A 19,260-nucleotide genomic window follows, 5' to 3' on the forward strand; every position below is an offset into this window, starting at 1 on the left:
CGATAAGTCATCGCTTATCGGGCATTTTTTGTGGCAATTAAAACGTTTCCCAGTTATCCCCGCTATCAGCCACTACCGCTTTACGCGACACCACCGGTGCCACCGTTTTTACCGCCAACGCTTCGCGCTGACGCTGTTGCTCTTGCTGAATACGAAATACAGCCACAGCTTCAGTCAGGCGGCTGGCCTGCTCTTCCATCGCGGCGGCAGCAGCGGCAGACTCTTCCACCAGCGCAGCGTTCTGTTGTGTTACCCGGTCCATCTCGACAACCGCTAAGCCAACCTGATCGATACCGCGACTCTGCTCATCTGAAGCGGAGGCAATTTCGCCCATGATATCGGTCACACGGGTCACGGCGCTGACAATCTCCGCCATAGTTTCCCCGGCGCTTTCGACGAGTGTCGATCCGACATCCACTTTGCCAACCGAATCTTCTATCAGGCTTTTAATTTCACGCGCCGCCTGGGCGCTACGCTGAGCCAGATTACGCACTTCTCCCGCGACCACCGCAAAACCACGGCCTTGTTCACCCGCGCGTGCTGCTTCGACTGCCGCATTCAAGGCCAGAATATTCGTCTGGAAAGCAATGCCGTCGATGACACTGATAATATCGGCGATTTTCTGCGAGCTTGTGGAAATATCGCGCATGGTTTGTACCACGCTATCGACCACATTACCGCCACGTTGTGCCGTTTCGGAAGCACTTAACGCCAGATGGCTTGCCTGTCGCGCGTTCTCGGCATTCTGTTTCACTGTCGCAGTCAATTGCTCCATGCTGGCTGCCGTCTCTTCTAACGAAGCGGCTTGCTGCTCAGTGCGTGAAGAGAGATCGTTATTACCGGTAGCGATTTCGCTGGCTCCGCTATAGATGGCATTTGCACCATTACGCACATCACCCACGGTACGTACCAGTTCACTTTGCATATGGCGCAAACTCTCTGCCAGTTGCCCCACTTCATTAGAGCCATCTACCTCGATCGGTTTCACCAGATCGCCGCCAGCAATATGACGAATGTTGTCGATCAGGCGATTCATCGGCGCCACCAGCGACGTTTTAATACCAAACCAGACGGCGAAGATAACCGCCAGTACGACAATCAGCACACCCGCCAGCACCCACATTGCCTGGTTAAAGGCAGCATTATTATCGGTGACGGCGATGTCATAGAGACGATCGTTTTGCTGCATGTACGCCATATACTGCTTCTCGAAACCGTCCTGATATCCCTGAGTAGGTTGGTCAAAAAACTCGTTGATTTTGCCCGCCCCTAACAACTGGATCAGCTCCGCCAGTGCATTGTGATAGATATCATAATTACGTTTGATCTCCGTAGCAGCCGCTGTGCTTTGATGCAAGTCACGCGGTAATGCTTCGTAATCTGCCCAGTTTTTTTCCGCTTGTTTCAGCGAAATAGTGGCACTCTGCATCAGCTCGGCGACGGTCGAACCGCTGCCAATATTGTTCTGATCCATCATGTAGCGGATACCCGCACGGTTGAGGGTGTTACGCGTCTGCAACAACGCAACCCAACTGCCATTTAGCGTAGATTGCTGCTGGCGAATGGTTTGTAAGACGGAGAGATTTTCTTTGTCCTTTTTTAAAGCGTTAAAGAACAGGCTGCCTGATGTCAGTTGCAAAAGGCCGAAAACGGCCAAAACCAGCAGTAAGCTGGTCACGATCCTGATACGTTTTAACATGGTTTCTCTTTTCCTGTTGACCGATAGCAGGATTTTCGGCCTGGAATGAGAAAACTTTATAGGTAGCGACCTGAAACTGGTTAAATTTACCTCACTTTTTTTATTTTTGTTCAAAAATACAATAACCACTCATTGATACATTTTTCTTTCTTATTTTTTTCACACTAACTGTATCTGTTTTGAACGAAATATGTTCTATATGTGAATTTTTAAGAAAGGACGTCTGAAATGTTAAACCGTGACTTCGATCATCTCTCAACGCTATTACATCTCTTTTTTGAACGTGAGGATATTTGTCAAAAACTTAATATTATTGACCAAAACAATATCACTGGTTGGGAAGTGTGGCTTCAGGTTGAATTTGCCAATATGCTCTGCTCAACAGGCCATGAATGGTGGCGAGAACAAACACTTTGCTGTGATAAGCGCAGAAATCCCCAGCACCCCACACTACGCACAGATTTCTTATTACGTAAAAAAGGCTGGACGCAAGATAGCTATATCGCACTTGAAATAAAACAAAACAGAGACGCGACTAGTTGTGTTAAAAATATGATCGCAGATCTAGAGAAAAGTGCCAAAATTAAACGTTCTGAACTTGATTTGCGTAGTTTCTGGACCCTGGGCATCACCCCCATGATAGACAGGGAAAGACTGGATTATCTCATCGACAGTTATTTAGATGAGAAATTTTACCTTACTAAATCTCGTAAAAAACACGTTTTACTTAAAGAAATAAATAATACACCATATTGCTATATTGTTATTTAATATTTATAGCGTGAATATAATTTTTATATGAGTAACACAACCGAGGGCTAAAAATCGCTTCGGTTGTGATCAATATCACATAAATAGCCTTCATAAACCTCGCCCAATACCGCTCAACTGCAAAACTGACCGCTTACGTCCCTAATATAACCACTCAGTTATTTACCTTACTTTACGCGCGCGTAACTCTGGCAACATCACTGCAGGATAGCGGTCAATTTACCTCCTCAAACGCAACGCAAACCTAGAACGGCTTCGGCCTATGATTAACAAATTACTCTATGGATTTTGGTTTGCAGGAAGGCAGCAAGTGAGTGAATCCCCGGGTGCTTACAACAGTAAGTGACTGGGGGAGCGAATGTAGCTGCCGCACCAGTAAGCCAAAAGACGACGAGTAAAATGCCAGGTTTTACTATGGATACGAAAAAACTATTCAAGCACATACCCTGGGTGATTCTTGGAATCATCGGTGCATTCTGCCTCGCGGTAGTTGCATTACGTCGGGGGGAGCACGTCAGTGCCCTGTGGATCGTGGTCGCCTCTGTGTCGGTGTATCTGGTGGCGTATCGCTACTACAGTCTGTACATCGCCCAGAAGGTGATGAAACTCGACCCCACGCGCGCGACGCCTGCGGTTATTAACAATGACGGTCTGAACTACGTTCCGACCAACCGTTACGTGTTGTTTGGTCACCACTTCGCCGCTATCGCCGGTGCCGGTCCGCTGGTTGGTCCGGTGCTCGCCGCGCAGATGGGCTACCTGCCTGGCACGCTGTGGCTGCTGGCGGGGGTAGTGCTGGCCGGTGCGGTACAGGACTTTATGGTGCTGTTTATCTCCTCTCGCCGTAACGGCGCATCTCTCGGTGAGATGATCAAAGAAGAGATGGGACCAGTACCGGGGACTATCGCACTGTTTGGCTGTTTCTTAATCATGATCATCATCCTTGCCGTCCTGGCGCTGATTGTGGTTAAAGCCCTGGCCGAAAGTCCGTGGGGTGTCTTCACCGTTTGCTCAACCGTACCGATTGCGCTGTTTATGGGTATCTACATGCGCTTTATCCGTCCGGGGCGTGTGGGTGAAGTCTCTGTCATTGGTATCGTGCTGCTGGTTGCCTCTATCTACTTCGGCGGCGTGATTGCTCACGACCCGTACTGGGGTCCGGCACTGACCTTTAAAGACACCACCATTACCTTCGCGCTGATTGGCTATGCGTTTGTTTCCGCACTGCTGCCTGTGTGGCTGATCCTCGCACCGCGCGACTATCTGGCAACCTTCCTGAAAATCGGCGTTATCGTCGGCCTGGCGCTGGGTATCGTGGTACTGAACCCGGAACTGAAAATGCCTGCAATGACCCAGTACATTGACGGTACTGGCCCGCTGTGGAAAGGCGCTCTGTTCCCGTTCCTGTTCATCACCATCGCCTGTGGTGCGGTATCTGGCTTCCACGCGCTGATCTCTTCCGGTACGACGCCGAAACTGCTGGCTAACGAAACCGACGCGCGTTTCATTGGCTACGGCGCAATGCTGATGGAGTCCTTCGTGGCGATTATGGCGCTGGTTGCTGCGTCCATCATCGAACCGGGTCTTTACTTCGCGATGAACACCCCGCCTGCGGGTCTTGGCATCACCATGCCTAACCTGCATGAAATGGGTGGCGAGAACGCGCCGATCATCATGGCGCAGCTGAAAGACGTTACCGCACACGCGGCAGCAACCGTCAGCTCCTGGGGCTTCGTGATTTCTCCAGAGCAGATCCTGCAAACCGCGAAAGACATTGGTGAGCCTTCTGTCCTGAACCGTGCAGGTGGTGCGCCGACGCTGGCGGTAGGTATCGCACACGTGTTCCACAAAGTGCTGCCGATGGCTGACATGGGCTTCTGGTATCACTTCGGTATTCTGTTCGAAGCACTGTTCATCCTGACCGCACTGGATGCCGGTACGCGTTCTGGCCGCTTTATGCTGCAAGACCTGCTGGGTAACTTCATTCCGTTCCTGAAAAAAACCGACTCTCTGGTTGCCGGTATCATCGGTACAGCGGGCTGTGTGGGTCTGTGGGGCTACCTGCTGTATCAGGGCGTGGTCGATCCGCTGGGCGGCGTTAAGAGCCTGTGGCCGCTGTTCGGTATCTCTAACCAGATGCTGGCAGCCGTGGCGCTGGTACTGGGCACCGTTGTGCTGATTAAGATGAAGCGTACCCAATACATCTGGGTAACTGTTGTTCCGGCGGTATGGCTGCTTATTTGCACCACCTGGGCGCTGGGTCTGAAACTGTTCAGCACCAACCCGCAGATGGAAGGCTTCTTCTACATGGCAAGCCAGTACAAAGAGAAGATTGCTAACGGTACTGACCTGACGGCGCAGCAGATTGCCAACATGAACCACATCGTTGTGAACAACTACACCAACGCAGGCCTGAGTATTCTGTTCCTGATTGTGGTGTACAGCATCATCTTCTACGGTTTCAAAACCTGGCTGAAGGTGCGTAACAGCGACAAACGTACTGACAAAGAAACACCGTACGTTCCAATCCCGGAAGGCGGCGTGAAGATCTCTTCGCACCACTAACCGGATGCCTTATCCGGCTTACAAAATGTCTATCGTAGGCCGGATAAGGCGTTTACGCCGCATCCGGCAAATCCCCAGCCCGGATCTTCCGGGCTTCACGCATATCTGGAAGGCAAAATGTTTGGTAACTTAGGACAGGCAAAAAAATATCTCGGCCAGGCGGCGAAGATGTTGATTGGCATTCCAGACTACGACAACTACGTCGAGCATATGAAGACCAACCATCCCGACAAGCCGTACATGAGCTATGAAGAATTCTTCCGCGAACGCCAGAACGCGCGCTACGGCGGCGATGGTAAAGGCGGTATGCGCTGTTGTTAATGGAGAGAGCATGAACCCGATTGCAGTTACCCTACTCACCGGTTTTTTAGGCGCAGGCAAAACCACCCTGCTGCGCCATATTCTTAACGAACAACACGGCTACAAGATTGCCGTGATTGAAAACGAATTCGGCGAAGTCTCCGTTGACGATCAATTAATTGGCGACCGCGCCACGCAGATCAAAACGCTGACCAACGGCTGCATCTGCTGTTCACGCTCCAACGAGCTGGAGGACGCGCTACTCGACCTGCTGGATAATCTCGACAAGGGCAATATTCAGTTCGACCGTCTGGTGATTGAATGCACCGGCATGGCCGATCCTGGCCCGATTATTCAGACCTTTTTCTCCCATGAGATTTTATGCCAGCGCTACCTGCTGGACGGCGTGATTGCGCTGGTGGATGCGGTACATGCCGACGAGCAGATGAACCAGTTCACCATCGCCCAGTCCCAGGTGGGCTACGCCGACCGTATTCTGCTGACTAAAACCGACGTCGCAGGCGAAGCAGAAAAACTGCGTGAACGTCTGGCGCGCATCAACGCCCGTGCACCGGTCTACACCGTTACCCACGGCGATATCGACCTGGGGCTGCTGTTCAACACCAACGGTTTTATGCTGGAAGAGAACGTCGTCAGCGCCAAACCGCGCTTCCACTTTATCGCGGATAAACAAAACGATATTTCGTCGATTGTGGTGGAACTGGATTACCCGGTAGATATCAGCGAAGTTTCCCGCGTGATGGAAAACCTGCTGCTGGAGTCGGCGGATAAACTGCTGCGTTACAAAGGGATGCTGTGGATTGACGGCGAACCTAACCGCCTGCTGTTCCAGGGCGTCCAGCGCCTCTACAGCGCCGACTGGGACCGCCCGTGGGGCGATGAAAAACCGCATAGCACGATGGTGTTTATCGGGATTCAGCTGCCGGAGGAAGAGATTCGGGCAGCGTTTGCGGGGTTGAGGAAGTCTGCGTGAAAGGTTGAGTGTAAAGCAGTTCAATGCCCCATTTAGCAGTGAGGGGGAAGCAGAACGACGTGCTCCCCTCCGCTAAGTTTTATTGCGCGTGAATACCTGGATTTGGCAAAAAATTGCCGCGTTTGGCGTCAGCCCATGCATCGCTACCAGACGCAGGAATATCGCTGTAATCAATATAATCGTCGGATTTATTAACCAAAGCCTTGAGTTCAGCTTCTTGCTGCACATCAAGTGTGTAGAGTGTGCCCCGTTTATGTTTAACCATGCTCATTTATGTCCAGAACCTTTACGATTTAATTATAAAGATGACTTATTTCAGCCATCCAGGCACGTTATATTCTGAGACATTCTCAATGGAATATGCATCTCTCCTGTCAGAGCCTTTCTTACATTTCAACTCATTGACCCCCCATTTACCCTCTCTATTGGAATAAAATACAGTATATTTATCGGTATTAAACCCGAAATACCTTTCATCCGGATGTGAAATATTCAACTGTCCACATTTAACCTGACTGCGCCATTCAAAATCTATAGTACTTTTTAAAACGTAGTACGAAATACTCTCTACATTTTTTGAAGCAAAAACCACTAAAATAGTAGATGCTATAAATGCTCCGGCAAGTATAAACAACCTGTACACACTTAATTTAGCCCACAGAGTTAAAAAAGCAAAATAGATAATAAGTTGCATTAACATGAAGAAAAGAAACAAAAAAGCCATCCCTTTCCAGAAATACTCAACCCATGGTGATAGTGTGATGTTTAGATTACTCAAACTTAAAAATAAACTGGAAGAAAAACCACTTGAGAATAAATATATAATTGGTATGACAGCTATAGTCATAGACCTAATAATCATTAAATTTTTATTATTTTTAAATTCCAACTCTAATATAATAAAAACACCTCCCAGAAAAACAAATGCTGAAAAAGCACTAAAAATATATACAGAGGCACTGACTGGAAAAATATTAATTGAAAGCACAAAAAACAAAAATATAAACCATGCAATAAGTGAACACCAGGCAGCACAACTATTCAACCTGTTTTTATTACTGAACTTAACAAAATACCCCATATATTCTGTAATGCGATTTTCTTCTACTAATGCATAAAGAAGAATACCAACAAAACACAGAGATAAAGTAATATCTTTCCACAGATATTTATAAGGGAGAAGTATAAAACCAAGAAATAGATAAACGAGCAGAATGACATCTAATGCCTTAGTACAAAAATATTTTTTAACTCCTTGCAAGAACCGAACATTCTCCATATGAATCCTTATCCAGCTATTGATGAAACTCAAGAATACCTTTAAAACAGTGACTTAACGCTGATAATACTCTTTGAACAGATGAATTCATCTATTTTTCTGTGTAGAATTTGCGCATCGCATTTAGATGAGAATACCCCATGGCGGAACTGAACCTAAGTAACCTGACGGAAGCAGACATCATTACCAAATGCGTTATGCCAGCCATTCTCAATGCAGGCTGGGACAACACAACGCAAATCAGACAGGAGGTCAAACTCCGGGACGGTAAAGTCATCGTACGTGGTAAAGTTGCGGCACGCAGAACGGTAAAATCTGCTGACATCGTGCTGTACCACAAGCCAGGCATTCCCTTAGCTGTGATTGAAGCAAAAGCCAACAAACATGAAATTGGCAAAGGGATGCAACAGGGCATTGAATATGCGCACCTGCTGGACGTTCCTTTTGTTTTTGCCACCAACGGTGATGGCTTTATCTTCCGCGATGCTACCGCAGCCGAAGGTGAACGCCTTGAAAAACAAATAACGCTGGATGACTTCCCCTCCCCCGCTGAACTCTGGCAAAAATTCTGCCTCTGGAAAGGATACACACAAGCTCAGATTCCGGTGATTACTCAGGACTATTACGACGATGGCAGCGGTAAATCGCCACGTTATTACCAACTTCAGGCAATCAACAAAACCATAGAAGCCGTCTCCAACGGGCAAAACCGCGTTCTGCTGGTCATGGCGACCGGAACAGGGAAAACCTATACCGCATTCCAGATCATCTGGCGCCTGTGGAAATCAAAAAATAAAAAACGCATTCTGTTCCTTGCCGATCGCAACATTCTGGTCGACCAAACCAAACATAATGATTTCCAGCCATTTGGTACGGCAATGACCAAAGTCAGCGGACGCAGCATTGATCCCGCTTATGAAATACACCTCGCGCTCTATCAGGCTATAACTGGCCCGGAGGAAAACCAAAAAGCGTTTAAAAAAGTCGCACCAGATTTCTTCGATCTGATCGTGATCGACGAATGCCATCGCGGCAGCGCATCCGAAGATAGCGCCTGGCGAGAGATCCTTGATTATTTCAGTTCAGCCACCCAAATTGGCTTAACCGCCACGCCAAAAGAGACGCATGAAGTCTCCAGCACGGATTACTTCGGCGATCCGGTTTACGTCTACTCGCTAAAAGAAGGGATCGAAGACGGCTTCCTCGCCCCTTATAAAGTTGTCCGTGTTGATATTGATGTCGATCTGCAAGGCTGGCGCCCAACCAAAGGGCAAACTGACTTAAACGGCGAAGTGATCGACGATCGTATCTATAACCAGAAAGATTTCGATCGCACGATGGTAATCGACGAACGCACAGAACTGGTTGCCAGAACCATTACCGACTACCTCAAGCGCACCAATCCGATGGATAAAACCATCGTCTTCTGTAACGACATCGATCATGCAGAACGTATGCGCCGCGCCCTGGTTAATCTCAACCCGGAGCAGGTGAAAAAGAACGACAAATACGTCATGAAAATTACCGGTGATGATGAAATTGGCAAAGCTCAGTTGGATAACTTCATCAACCCGAAAAAACCGTACCCGGTTATCGCGACCACTTCAGAGCTGATGACCACCGGTGTGGATGCTAAAACCTGCAAACTGGTAGTACTGGATCAGAACATCCAGTCGATGACCAAATTCAAGCAAATTATCGGTCGTGGTACACGCATCGACGAGCGTTACGGAAAACTCTGGTTTACCATCCTCGACTTTAAAAAAGCCACCGAACTGTTTGCCGATGAGCGTTTCGATGGCATTCCCGAAAAAGTCATGGATACCACACCAGAGGATATCGCCGATCCAGAATCTGATTTTGAAGAGAAACTCGAAGAAATCAGCGAACACGACGAAGCGTTGATGAACCGCCTGCGCCGCCATACCAGGTTACCGATACCGATGATGTCGGCCCACTTCCGGAAGAAGACGAGAAGAAAATCCGCAAGTTTCACGTCAATGGCGTGGCGGTGGGCGTTATTGCACAGCGCGTTCAGTATTACGATGCCGACGGAAAACTGGTTACCGAATCCTTTAAAGATTACACCCGTAAAACACTGCTCAAAGAATATGCCTCGCTGGATGACTTTACCCGCAAGTGGCAGGACGCCGATCGCAAAGAAGCGATCATTCACGAGCTGGAGCAACAGGGGATTATCTGGGAAGTGCTGGCAGAAGAAGTCGGTAAAGATCTCGACCCGTTCGACATGCTTTGCCACGTAGTGTATGGTCAGCCGCCGTTAACCCGCAAAGAGCGCGCCGAGAACGTGCGCAAGCGGAACTACTTCACAAAATACTCTGAAGCAGCGCAAGCCGTGCTCGATAATCTGCTGGATAAATACGCCGATGCGGGCGTAGAGGAGATCGAAAGTATTCAGGTGCTGAAACTTAAACCATTCGACAGCATGGGTACCTTACCGGAGATTATTAAAACCGGATTTGGCGACCGTAACGGGTATAATCAGGCGCTCAGCGAGCTGGAAAACGAAATCTACCAATTACCGCCCCGCTCTGCTTAACAACTCTCTTTTGCGCCTTCTGCAACCATCATGTTGCAGAAGGCCTTGTTTTTCATGGAATACAACATGTCTATCAGTTCAGTAATCAAATCATTACAAGATATTATGCGCAAAGATGCCGGTGTGGACGGCGATGCGCAGCGTCTCGGTCAGCTCTCCTGGCTGCTGTTTTTGAAAATCTTCGATGCCCAGGAAGAGGCGCTGGAACTGGAGCAGGATAACTATCAATATCCGATCCCACAGCGTTATTTATGGCGCAGTTGGGCCGCCAACGCGCAGGGCATTACCGGTGATTCCCTGCTGGAGTTCGTTAATGATGATCTGTTCCCGGCGTTGAAAAACCTCACTGCGCCTATCGATAAAAACCCACGCGGCTACGTGGTGAAGCAGGCGTTCAGCGATGCCTATAACTATATGAAAAACGGTACGCTACTGCGTCAGGTGATCAACAAGCTGAACTAAATTGACTTTACCAGCGCCAGCGAACGCCATTTGTTTGGTGATATTTACGAACAGATCCTTAAAGATCTGCAATCTGCGGGCAATGCTGGCGAATTCTATACTCCACGTGCCGTCACTCGCTTTATGGTGGATCGCGTTGATCCGAAACTCGGCGAATCCATTATGGACCCGGCCTGCGGTACGGGCGGTTTTCTTGCCTGCGCGTTCGATCATGTAAAGAACAAATACGTGAAGAGCGTCGCCGATCATCAGACGCTGCAACAACAGATCCACGGTGTCGAGAAAAAACAGCTTCCGCACCTGCTGGCGACCACCAATATGCTGCTGCACGGCATTGAAGTACCGGTACAAATTCGTCACGACAACACTCTGAACAAACCGCTTTCCTCCTGGGATGAGCAACTGGATGTCATTGTTACCAACCCGCCGTTTGGTGGCACGGAAGAAGACGGTATTGAGAAGAACTTTCCGGCAGAGATGCAAACCCGCGAAACGGCGGATCTGTTCCTGCAACTGATTGTTGAAGTACTGGCGAAAAACGGTCGTGCGGCGGTGGTATTGCCGGATGGCACGCTATTTGGCGAAGGTGTTAAAACCAAAATCAAGAAGCTACTTACCGAAGAGTGCAACCTGCACACTATCGTGCGTTTACCGAATGGGGTTTTTAACCCCTATACCGGCATTAAAACCAACCTGTTGTTCTTTACCAAAGGTCAGCCAACCAAAGAGATTTGGTTCTATGAGCATCCGTATCCGGCGGGCGTGAAAAATTACAGTAAAACCAAGCCGATGAAGTTCGAAGAGTTTCAGGCGGAGATTGACTGGTGGGGTAACGAGGCCGATGGTTTTGCCAGCCGCGTCGAGAATGAGCAGGCGTGGAAAGTCAGCATTGATGATGTCATTGCGCGTAACTTCAATCTGGATATTAAAAACCCACATCAGGCGGAAACCGTCAGCCATGATCCGGACGAGCTGTTAGCGCAGTATGCAAAACAGCAGGCGGAGATCCAGACGCTGCGTAATCAACTGCGCGATATTCTTGGCGCTGCGCTGTCTGGCAAGGAGGTTAACTAATGAGTGTGGAAAAGCTGATCGTTGATCATATGGAAACCTGGACCTCGGCGTTGCAAACCCGTTCCACCGCCGGGCGCGGCAGTTCCGGAAAAAATGATTTATATGGCATTAAGAAATTACGTGAGCTGATTCTGGAACTGGCGGTGCGCGGTAAACTGGTGCCGCAGGATCCGAACGATGAACCGGCGTCGGAGCTGCTGAAGCGTATTGCGGCGGAAAAAGCAGAGCTGGTGAAACAGGGGAAAATAAAAAAGCAAAAACCACTGCCAGAAATTAGCGAGGAAGAGAAGCCGTTTGAATTGCCGGAGGGATGGGAGTGGACAACGCTAACTAGAATTGCGGAAATAAATCCTAAAATTGATGTCAGTGATGATGAGCAAGAAATATCATTTATTCCAATGCCACTCATATCTACTAAATTTGATGGCTCGCATGAATTTGAAATAAAAAAATGGAAAGATGTTAAAAAAGGTTATACACACTTTGCTAATGGTGATATCGCTATTGCAAAAATAACACCTTGCTTTGAAAATAGTAAAGCAGCTATTTTTTCTGGCTTAAAAAACGGCATTGGTGTTGGAACAACCGAATTACATGTTGCACGCCCTTTTAGCGATATAATTAATCGAAAATATCTTCTTTTAAACTTTAAATCACCTAATTTTCTTAAGTCTGGTGAATCACAAATGACTGGTTCTGCTGGTCAGAAACGTGTTCCAAGGCTTTTTTTTGAAAATAATCCTATTCCCTTCCCTCCATTGCAAGAACAAGAGCGCATTATTATTAGGTTTACTCAGTTAATGTCCCTCTGCGACCAACTGGAACAGCAATCCCTAACCAGTCTGGACGCACATCAGCAACTGGTTGAAACACTGTTGGGAACGCTTACAGACAGCCAAAATGCCGAGGAACTGGCTGAAAACTGGGCGCGTATTAGCGAGCATTTCGACACACTATTTACCACCGAAGCCAGCGTGGATGCGTTAAAACAGACTATTTTGCAACTGGCCGTAATGGGTAAACTTGTGCCGCAGGATCCGAATGACGAACCTGCCTCTGAACTGCTCAAACGAATTGCGCATGAAAAAGCACAACTGGTGAAAGAAGGAAAAATAAAAAAACAAAAACCGTTGCCGCCGATTAGCGATGAGGAAAAACCGTTTGAACTGCCGGAAGGTTGGGAGTGGTGTCGTTTAGGTGATTTAGCTCTAAAGTCCGAGGCAGGCTGGAGTCCACAATGTGAGAATGAACCAAGATCTGGAAATCAATGGGGCGTACTGAAAATTAGTGCTGTAACTTGGGGAGAATATCGACCACAAGAAAACAAAGCATTACCCGAACATTTATTACCAAGGCAAGAATATGAAGTTAAAGAAAATGATTTTTTAATTTCCAGAGCAAACACTTCAGAGCTAGTTGCTCGATCTGTTGTTGTACCTGAAAATCCACCAATAAATCTAATGCTTAGTGATAAGATCATTAGATTTGAATTCTCCTCATTTGCAAACCCTTATTATATTAACTTAGTTAATAATTCAGTGTTTTCGCGAAAATATTATAAGGACGTAGCGGGAGGAACAAGTTCATCTATGAAAAATGTATCCAGAAACCAAGTTTCAGAGTTAGTTATTGCATTGCCTTGCTATAAAGAGCAATTAAAAATCACTGAAACATTAAAACAATACATGAAAATATGTGAAGAGCTTAGTTCTCAAATTCAATCCGCCCAGCAAACCCAACTGCACCTTGCAGACGCACTCACTGACGTGACGATAAACTAATTTTCTCGCCCTCAAAAAACCAATAAAGCGGCTAAATAGCCGCTTTATTCACATCACCAAAAATTATATTTCACGCTAATTTTCATCTTATTTTCATTAATTTTTAGCTGGACTTTCCCCATATTTACTGATGATATATCCAGGTATTTAGCGCGGTGCGGATGTGCGCCAACACACCCGCACCGCTCATCACAATCACTATTTATAGGGAATAGCAGTTATGACTGACACGCATTCTATTGCACAACCGTTCGAAGCAGAAGTCTCCCCGGCGAATAACCGTCAATTAACCGTGAGTTATGCGAGCCGCTACCCGGATTACAGCCGTATTCCCGCCATCACCCTGAAAGGTCAGTGGCTGGAAGCCGCCGGTTTTGCTACCGGCACGGCGGTAGATGTCAAAGTGATGGAAGGCTGTATTGTCCTCACCGCCCAACCACCCGCCCCCGAAGAGAGCGAACTGATGCAGTCGCTGCGCCAGGTGTGCAAGCTGTCAGCACGTAAACAAAAGCAGGTGCAGGAATTTATTGGGGTGATTGCGGGTAAACAGAAAGTTGCCTGATAGATTGACCCGGTAGCGCCAAGTGCTACCGGGTATTATTCGCCGCGTTATACCAACGCGCTCTCCATCTGTTTTTCAAATGCCTGACGAATTAATCCCATAATGTAAGGAAGTTGTGTGAGGTCGCTGAAACCAATTTCCACATCACCATTGCCCCAGCGCCCAACATTTGTCACATCTTTGGCAATACCTTTCGGATCGACCAGTTCATGAAACTGCATATTAAGCGACAACCGCAGTCGGCTTTTTTGCGGCACAACATCAACAAAATTCGTTTCAGCTTTAAACGCAATATACAGCTTTAAAACTTCCTGTGTGATCCCTGCGTCCAGGCGCATAACTTCATCGCGAAGATGATCGAATAACACCCGGCTATGCGAACCATCAGCAAGGAAAGGAAAATCATTCAGGCTGTAACTGGTTTTGTTCTCCGGCTGCCCCCGATAAACAGCTAAAACCTCTTCAGGAAGAGAAGGCGCTTGCCAGACCTGAACCGCGAGATCGGCCAGACGATCGGCACGGGTGCGAATGGCGGCTTCATCCCATTTTTCGCACTGTCCAAGACCGATATTCAAATAGAGCGGGCTATGCTTAAAGCCGTCTTCAATATCGCGTTTTTCCGCGAAAGGTCTGTCACTGTAGCGGGAGTTATAGCGTGTTAAAGTGAGATTCCCCAACGTATGCAACAATTCTTTATGAATACGCTGCCAGTCGCTTCCCAGCTCTTCGCGCCATTTAGCCGACAGATTTTCGTTCTGCGGCATAATGTGTTCAATCGTAAACTCTTCCACGCGCTCTCTGCGTTTATCGTTTTCCAGTCGTCGTAACCAGTAGCTGCGACTGCGGAAGTTATAGAGATCGCGAACTTTTAATTCCCGTTTAAATTCATCATCGTTGGGAAAACGACGATATGAAGGCAGGTTCATAAAATGCACCTGAATACTTTCCAGATATTTTTCTTTATTAATGATCTTATAAAAAGTGGCAAACGTCTTGTTCAAAGAATTCGTCGGAATTGCACACACTGCACGGCGGAAAACATAAGATTCAATTAAACGAATTATGCGCAGGAAATCTTCGTGAGACAAATCACCATTTTTATAGTCATGATAAAGCGCCAGTAAGAAAGGATACGCAACATCGACCTTTAACTCGCGCAAATCCTGAAAAGCCGTAGCAAGCGATTTGTCACTTTCCTTACCCAATGCCATTGCACAGTAATACTCCGCGTAGATGTGTATATCTTCAACCAGCCGATCTACACCTTTTTCAGCAACACTCTGGCTGCGGGCATGTAGTTTAAATGCCTCATAGACTTCATCTGTCCGAGGGATCTCCCCTGTTTTTACCGTCAGATAATGACGCATAAAACTGTCAAAATATTCGCTATAACCTTGCTGACCAAAAGCGATTTCCATTGGACGCCAGTGATCTTCATACAACCGGGTTTGATGCTCTGGTTCGAGGCCCATCAGAATAAAATTGCGCACCAGATCGGCCTGACTTAACGCCTTACCGGTGGAGTTCATACTTTCAAAAATCAGTTGCGGATTATCCTGACCACGATTAAGCGCAACATCGACAATTAATAACTTTGCTAACCCACGACATAAGGGGATCAAATCATCACCGAGTTTGGCAATTTGCTCATCAAAGAAAGTAAAGTTTTCCATTATTCGATGGGAATAGTTTTCTGGCATTGGTCTTTGTTTTATTAATGCCAGCAAACTGTCTTTATCGGTCTCGGTCAACAGTAATTTAAATCCTTTCTCACCGGACTCATAAGGATTGAGTAAATAATAATTACGCAATTTCATTGCCGAAAAGCCATCAAAAACTTCTTCTTCGCCAAGATGGCGCGATAAAGCCTCAATCAGCAACATTGCGGTCGTCAGCCGCTGTTGACCATCAATGACCAGCAACGGAGAAATACCGGAAACCTGATACAACCCCTGCTCTATATAAACAACCGAACCAATAAAATGCGCTGATATATCATCACGCTTTCCGGCACGAATGATGTCGTCCCAAAGTTGCCGACATTGTTGCTCTGTCCATGAATAGGTGCGTTGATAAATGGGAATAACAAACTGCTGCGAACGTTTTAAAAAATCGAGTAAACGGGCTTCTGTTGCTTTCATTCTGACGTCTTTCCGTGAAGCGATGATTTCACAATAATAAACACTTCCTTGTGGAGGTTATAGAGAAATCCTGTTTATCCGCGACGAACTGTCCCCTCACTCCACATCCTCCCTGCGTAACCCAATATCCTTCAACCGCTCATCACTCATCTGCTGTAACACACGCCGGGTCTGCTTTTTCAGCCACCAGCTTCGCACCGCCTGCCAGAGTTGCACGAAGCCGATAAACGGCGCTTTGGCTTTGTTTTCGTGAAATTCCATCTGCTGCCTCCTCATCTTTCAGAGGCTTCATCATCCGCCTTCTGGCAGTTCACAATACAGATGCAAATATTACTTTTATTTAACATACAGACAGGTTAAAACAGCATCTGCATCCGGTTTTTTAGCCTCATCTGTACCGGTTTTTCTCTCTGTATGGTCCATATAAGGAATACAGCATGACGCGTTATCAACATCTGGCGACTCTACTTGCCGAGCGGATTGAGCAAGGGCTGTATCGTCACGGGGAGAAATTGCCGTCGGTGCGCAGCTTAAGTCAGGAGCACGGCGTCAGTATTAGCACCGTGCAGCAGGCGTATCAGACTCTGGAAACGATGAAGCTCATCACTCCGCAGCCGCGTTCGGGTTATTTTGTCGCGCAACATAAAGCCCAGCCGCCAGTGCCGCCGATGACGCGTCCGGTGCAACGTCCGGTGGAAATTACCCAGTGGGATCAGGTGCTGGATATGCTGAAAGCGCATAGCGATAGTTCTGTTATTCCGTTCAGTAAAAGCACGCCGGATGTCGAGGCGCCCAGCCTGAAACCGCTCTGGCGGGAGCTTAGCCGGGTGGTGCAGCATAATCTGCAAACCGTTCTCAGCTATGATTCGTTAACCGGTCAGCGGGTATTGCGCGAGCAGATTGCCCGCCTGATGCTCGACAGCGGCTCGGTGGTCACCGCCGATGACATTATTATCACCAGCGGCTGCCATAACTCGATGTCGCTGGCGTTAATGGCGGTGTGTAAACCGGGCGATATTGTCGCGGTTGAATCGCCCTGTTATTACGGTTCGATGCAGATGCTGCGTGGCATAGGCGTGAACGTGATTGAAATCCCAACCGATCCAGAAACAGGCATCAGCGTTGAAGCACTGGAACTGGCGCTGGAACAATGGCCGATTAAAGGCATCATTCTGGTGCCAAACTGTAATAATCCGCTGGGATTTATTATGCCGGACGCGCGCAAACGAGCCGTTCTCTCTCTCGCTCAGCGTCATGATATTGTGATTTTTGAAGATGATGTCTACGGCGAACTGGCAACGGAATATCCGCGCCCGCGTACCATTCATTCATGGGATAGCGATGGTCGGGTGCTGCTGTGCAGTTCGTTCAGTAAAAGCATTGCGCCAGGCCTGCGCGTGGGCTGGGTCGCGCCGGGGCGTTATCACGATAAACTGCTGCATATGAAATATGCCACCAGCAGCTTTAATGTACCGTCCACGCAAATGGCGGCAGCAACGTTTGTGCAGGAAGGTCACTATCATCGCCATATCCGGCGGATGCGGCAGAACTATCAGCGCAATATGGCGCTTTATACCTGCTGGATACGGGAATATTTTCCCTGCGAAATCTGTATTACGCGCCCGAAAGGCGGATTTTTACTGTGGATAGAATTGCCTGAACAGGTCGATATGGTCTGCGTCGCGCGGCAATTGTGCCGCATGAAAATCCAGGTGGCGGCAGGCTCGATTTTCTCGGCTTCCGGCAAATACCGTAATTGTCTGCGCATCAACTGCGCTTTGCCGCTCAGCGAAACCTATCGCGAAGCACTAAAGCAAATTGGCGAGGCAGTGTATCGGGCAATGGAATAAATACGGAATCGTGACGACGCGCCTGAATTTCCTCTGACGAATAGCTTGTGGCTCGTTTTGTCTCTATAGCAACATCGCTACGTTCCAGTATGGCTTAGGTAAAGTGCGCTTTGTTCATGCCGGATGTGGCGCGAGCGCCTTATCCGGCATACAAAATATTGCAAATTCAATATATTGCATGGGCTATGTAAGCCTGTTAAGCGTAGCACATAAGGAAGTTTGGCGTTTGTCATCAGTCTCTGATTATTATTCGATCCCTTAATCGCGGTAACTGTCAGGCAAAGACTGACCTAATGCCTGTATTTGCTCTGATGAATGTCCGGTAATCTTTTGTATCCATTCAGGATCTGCACCATTTTGCAAAAACAATCGGAGAAGGCGCTGTTCCCCTTCTTCTTTACCTTCTTCTTTGCCTTCGATCCTCCCTTCTTCCCTTCCCAACAGCCATCCCGCATTATGAATTCGCTCTGCAATCGTCATGATTCGCTCCCTGTGTTGTGGCATTCGACGGGTAAGTTCACTAACAAATTCTTCAAAACTCGCTTCATCACCAGCCAGTAAAATGTAATTTAACAGCGCGGTTATCTGGCTGTCATTAGCGCACTCTGTAACCAGTAATGCTACCAGTTGATCAATCAGCCCCATCATATTGCGCTGGCGGATATGCTTTTGGATCAGCTCCAGCAGGGCAACTCTGCGATGCTGCACAATCTCGTCGTCCGGCACCACAGTGATATCCACCAGCGGGAACGCGGCGGTATAAAGTTTCCGAGCGGTAATCGGGTCGGCAAATTCATCCAGCCAGCACAGGGACCAGGGATAAGGACTACGACTGCCGTGATAAAACAGCATCGGAATGACCAGCGGTAGTGGTCGGCGTTTATCATGCTCTATATGACGCTGCATCACCGCCATGGAATATCGCATCAGGCGAAAGGCCATATGAATATCCTCACGGCTCTGGTGTTCAATCAGCACGTAGATGTATCCATCACCTTCGCGAGTCTTTACCGACCATAAAATATCGGAGTGCAGCGCCCGCAATTTTTCATCGACAAAGCTGGCTGATTCCAGTTTTAAGGTGTCGAGATCGCACAGTTCACGTAAACCTTTTGGTAAGTGGATCTCCATAAAATCCCGCGCGGTGTCAGGATGCGTGAGGAAGGATTTAAATAATGCGTCATGCGGCGTACTGGTCGTGAAGTTTGTCATGGCGATCCGT

General features: G+C 47.9%; 13 protein-coding genes and 3 pseudogenes. 9 read left to right on the forward strand and 7 right to left on the reverse strand.

Annotated elements, in window-relative coordinates:
* Nucleotides 1-37: 37 nt before the first annotated feature.
* Nucleotides 38-1,699, reverse strand: a complete 1,662-nt coding sequence (gene tsr / locus BEG40_RS11290) for a methyl-accepting chemotaxis protein (protein ID WP_105285426.1) — start codon at nucleotides 1,697-1,699, stop codon at nucleotides 38-40.
* Between the two features lie 228 nt (nucleotides 1,700-1,927).
* Here tsr and BEG40_RS11295 point away from each other — a divergent pair, with 228 nt between their 5' ends.
* The 4 genes from BEG40_RS11295 (at nucleotide 1,928) to yjiA (ending at nucleotide 6,329) form a co-directional block, all read left to right on the forward strand.
* Nucleotides 1,928-2,470 carry a hypothetical protein gene (locus BEG40_RS11295; RefSeq protein WP_105285427.1) on the forward strand — a complete coding sequence of 181 codons (543 nt, stop codon included), beginning with the start codon at nucleotides 1,928-1,930 and terminating at the stop codon, nucleotides 2,468-2,470.
* Nucleotides 2,471-2,884: 414 nt separating this feature from the next.
* Nucleotides 2,885-5,035, forward strand: a complete 2,151-nt coding sequence (gene btsT / locus BEG40_RS11305) for a pyruvate/proton symporter BtsT (RefSeq protein ID WP_001309197.1) — start codon at nucleotides 2,885-2,887, stop codon at nucleotides 5,033-5,035.
* 117 nt (nucleotides 5,036-5,152) lie between these two features.
* A complete protein-coding gene (locus BEG40_RS11310; protein WP_000467859.1) occupies nucleotides 5,153-5,356 on the forward strand; it encodes a YbdD/YjiX family protein in 204 nt (67 codons plus the stop codon).
* Between the two features lie 10 nt (nucleotides 5,357-5,366).
* On the forward strand, nucleotides 5,367-6,329 hold the full coding sequence (yjiA, locus tag BEG40_RS11315) for a GTPase (protein ID WP_105285428.1): 963 nt from the start codon (nucleotides 5,367-5,369) through the stop codon (nucleotides 6,327-6,329).
* Between the two features lie 79 nt (nucleotides 6,330-6,408).
* Here yjiA and BEG40_RS11320 read toward each other — a convergent pair whose 3' ends face one another.
* Both BEG40_RS11320 and BEG40_RS11325 read right to left on the reverse strand, forming a co-directional pair.
* Nucleotides 6,409-6,600, reverse strand: a complete 192-nt coding sequence (locus tag BEG40_RS11320; protein ID WP_010346640.1) for a hypothetical protein — start codon at nucleotides 6,598-6,600, stop codon at nucleotides 6,409-6,411.
* A 39-nt stretch (nucleotides 6,601-6,639) separates the two neighbouring features.
* A complete protein-coding gene (locus BEG40_RS11325; RefSeq protein ID WP_105285429.1) occupies nucleotides 6,640-7,608 on the reverse strand; it encodes a hypothetical protein in 969 nt (322 codons plus the stop codon).
* 140 nt (nucleotides 7,609-7,748) lie between these two features.
* Here BEG40_RS11325 and hsdR point away from each other — a divergent pair.
* From hsdR to symE, 4 genes and pseudogenes are all read left to right on the forward strand, one after another.
* Nucleotides 7,749-10,168 (forward strand): annotated as a pseudogene (hsdR, locus tag BEG40_RS11330) (EcoAI/FtnUII family type I restriction enzme subunit R).
* Nucleotides 10,169-10,234: 66 nt separating this feature from the next.
* Nucleotides 10,235-11,704: pseudogene (locus tag BEG40_RS11335) on the forward strand (N-6 DNA methylase).
* Nucleotides 11,704-13,485 (forward strand): restriction endonuclease subunit S, encoded by a 1,782-nt coding sequence (locus BEG40_RS11340; RefSeq protein WP_105285430.1) that lies wholly within the window; start codon nucleotides 11,704-11,706, stop codon nucleotides 13,483-13,485. Before BEG40_RS11335 ends, BEG40_RS11340 begins: the two are co-directional and overlap by 1 nt.
* A 220-nt stretch (nucleotides 13,486-13,705) precedes the next feature.
* Nucleotides 13,706-14,047 (forward strand): endoribonuclease SymE, encoded by a 342-nt coding sequence (symE, locus tag BEG40_RS11345; RefSeq protein WP_000132619.1) that lies wholly within the window; start codon nucleotides 13,706-13,708, stop codon nucleotides 14,045-14,047.
* A gap of 47 nt (nucleotides 14,048-14,094) precedes the next feature.
* Here symE and BEG40_RS22090 read toward each other — a convergent pair whose 3' ends face one another.
* The 3 genes and pseudogenes from BEG40_RS22090 to BEG40_RS11360 form a co-directional block, all read right to left on the reverse strand.
* A complete protein-coding gene (locus BEG40_RS22090) occupies nucleotides 14,095-15,258 on the reverse strand; it encodes a GmrSD restriction endonuclease domain-containing protein (RefSeq protein ID WP_077629235.1) in 1,164 nt (387 codons plus the stop codon).
* A 276-nt stretch (nucleotides 15,259-15,534) separates the two neighbouring features.
* Nucleotides 15,535-16,188: pseudogene (locus tag BEG40_RS22095) on the reverse strand (DUF262 domain-containing protein); the annotation flags it as partial.
* Nucleotides 16,189-16,284: 96 nt separating this feature from the next.
* Complete coding sequence (locus BEG40_RS11360; protein WP_000394260.1) at nucleotides 16,285-16,449, reverse strand: DUF1127 domain-containing protein; 165 nt, start codon at nucleotides 16,447-16,449, stop codon at nucleotides 16,285-16,287.
* 176 nt (nucleotides 16,450-16,625) lie between these two features.
* On the opposite strand from BEG40_RS11360, the gene BEG40_RS11365 reads away from it, so the two are divergent.
* Nucleotides 16,626-18,038 (forward strand): aminotransferase-like domain-containing protein, encoded by a 1,413-nt coding sequence (locus BEG40_RS11365; protein WP_000199291.1) that lies wholly within the window; start codon nucleotides 16,626-16,628, stop codon nucleotides 18,036-18,038.
* A 258-nt stretch (nucleotides 18,039-18,296) separates the two neighbouring features.
* On the opposite strand, the gene BEG40_RS11370 is transcribed toward BEG40_RS11365, so the two are convergent.
* Nucleotides 18,297-19,250, reverse strand: coding sequence for an Rpn family recombination-promoting nuclease/putative transposase (locus BEG40_RS11370; RefSeq protein WP_105285431.1), 954 nt, complete (start codon nucleotides 19,248-19,250; stop codon nucleotides 18,297-18,299).
* Nucleotides 19,251-19,260: the final 10 nt, after the last annotated feature.

Source organism: Escherichia sp. MOD1-EC5495 (assembly GCF_002965965.1).
GTDB lineage: Bacteria > Pseudomonadota > Gammaproteobacteria > Enterobacterales > Enterobacteriaceae > Escherichia > Escherichia ruysiae.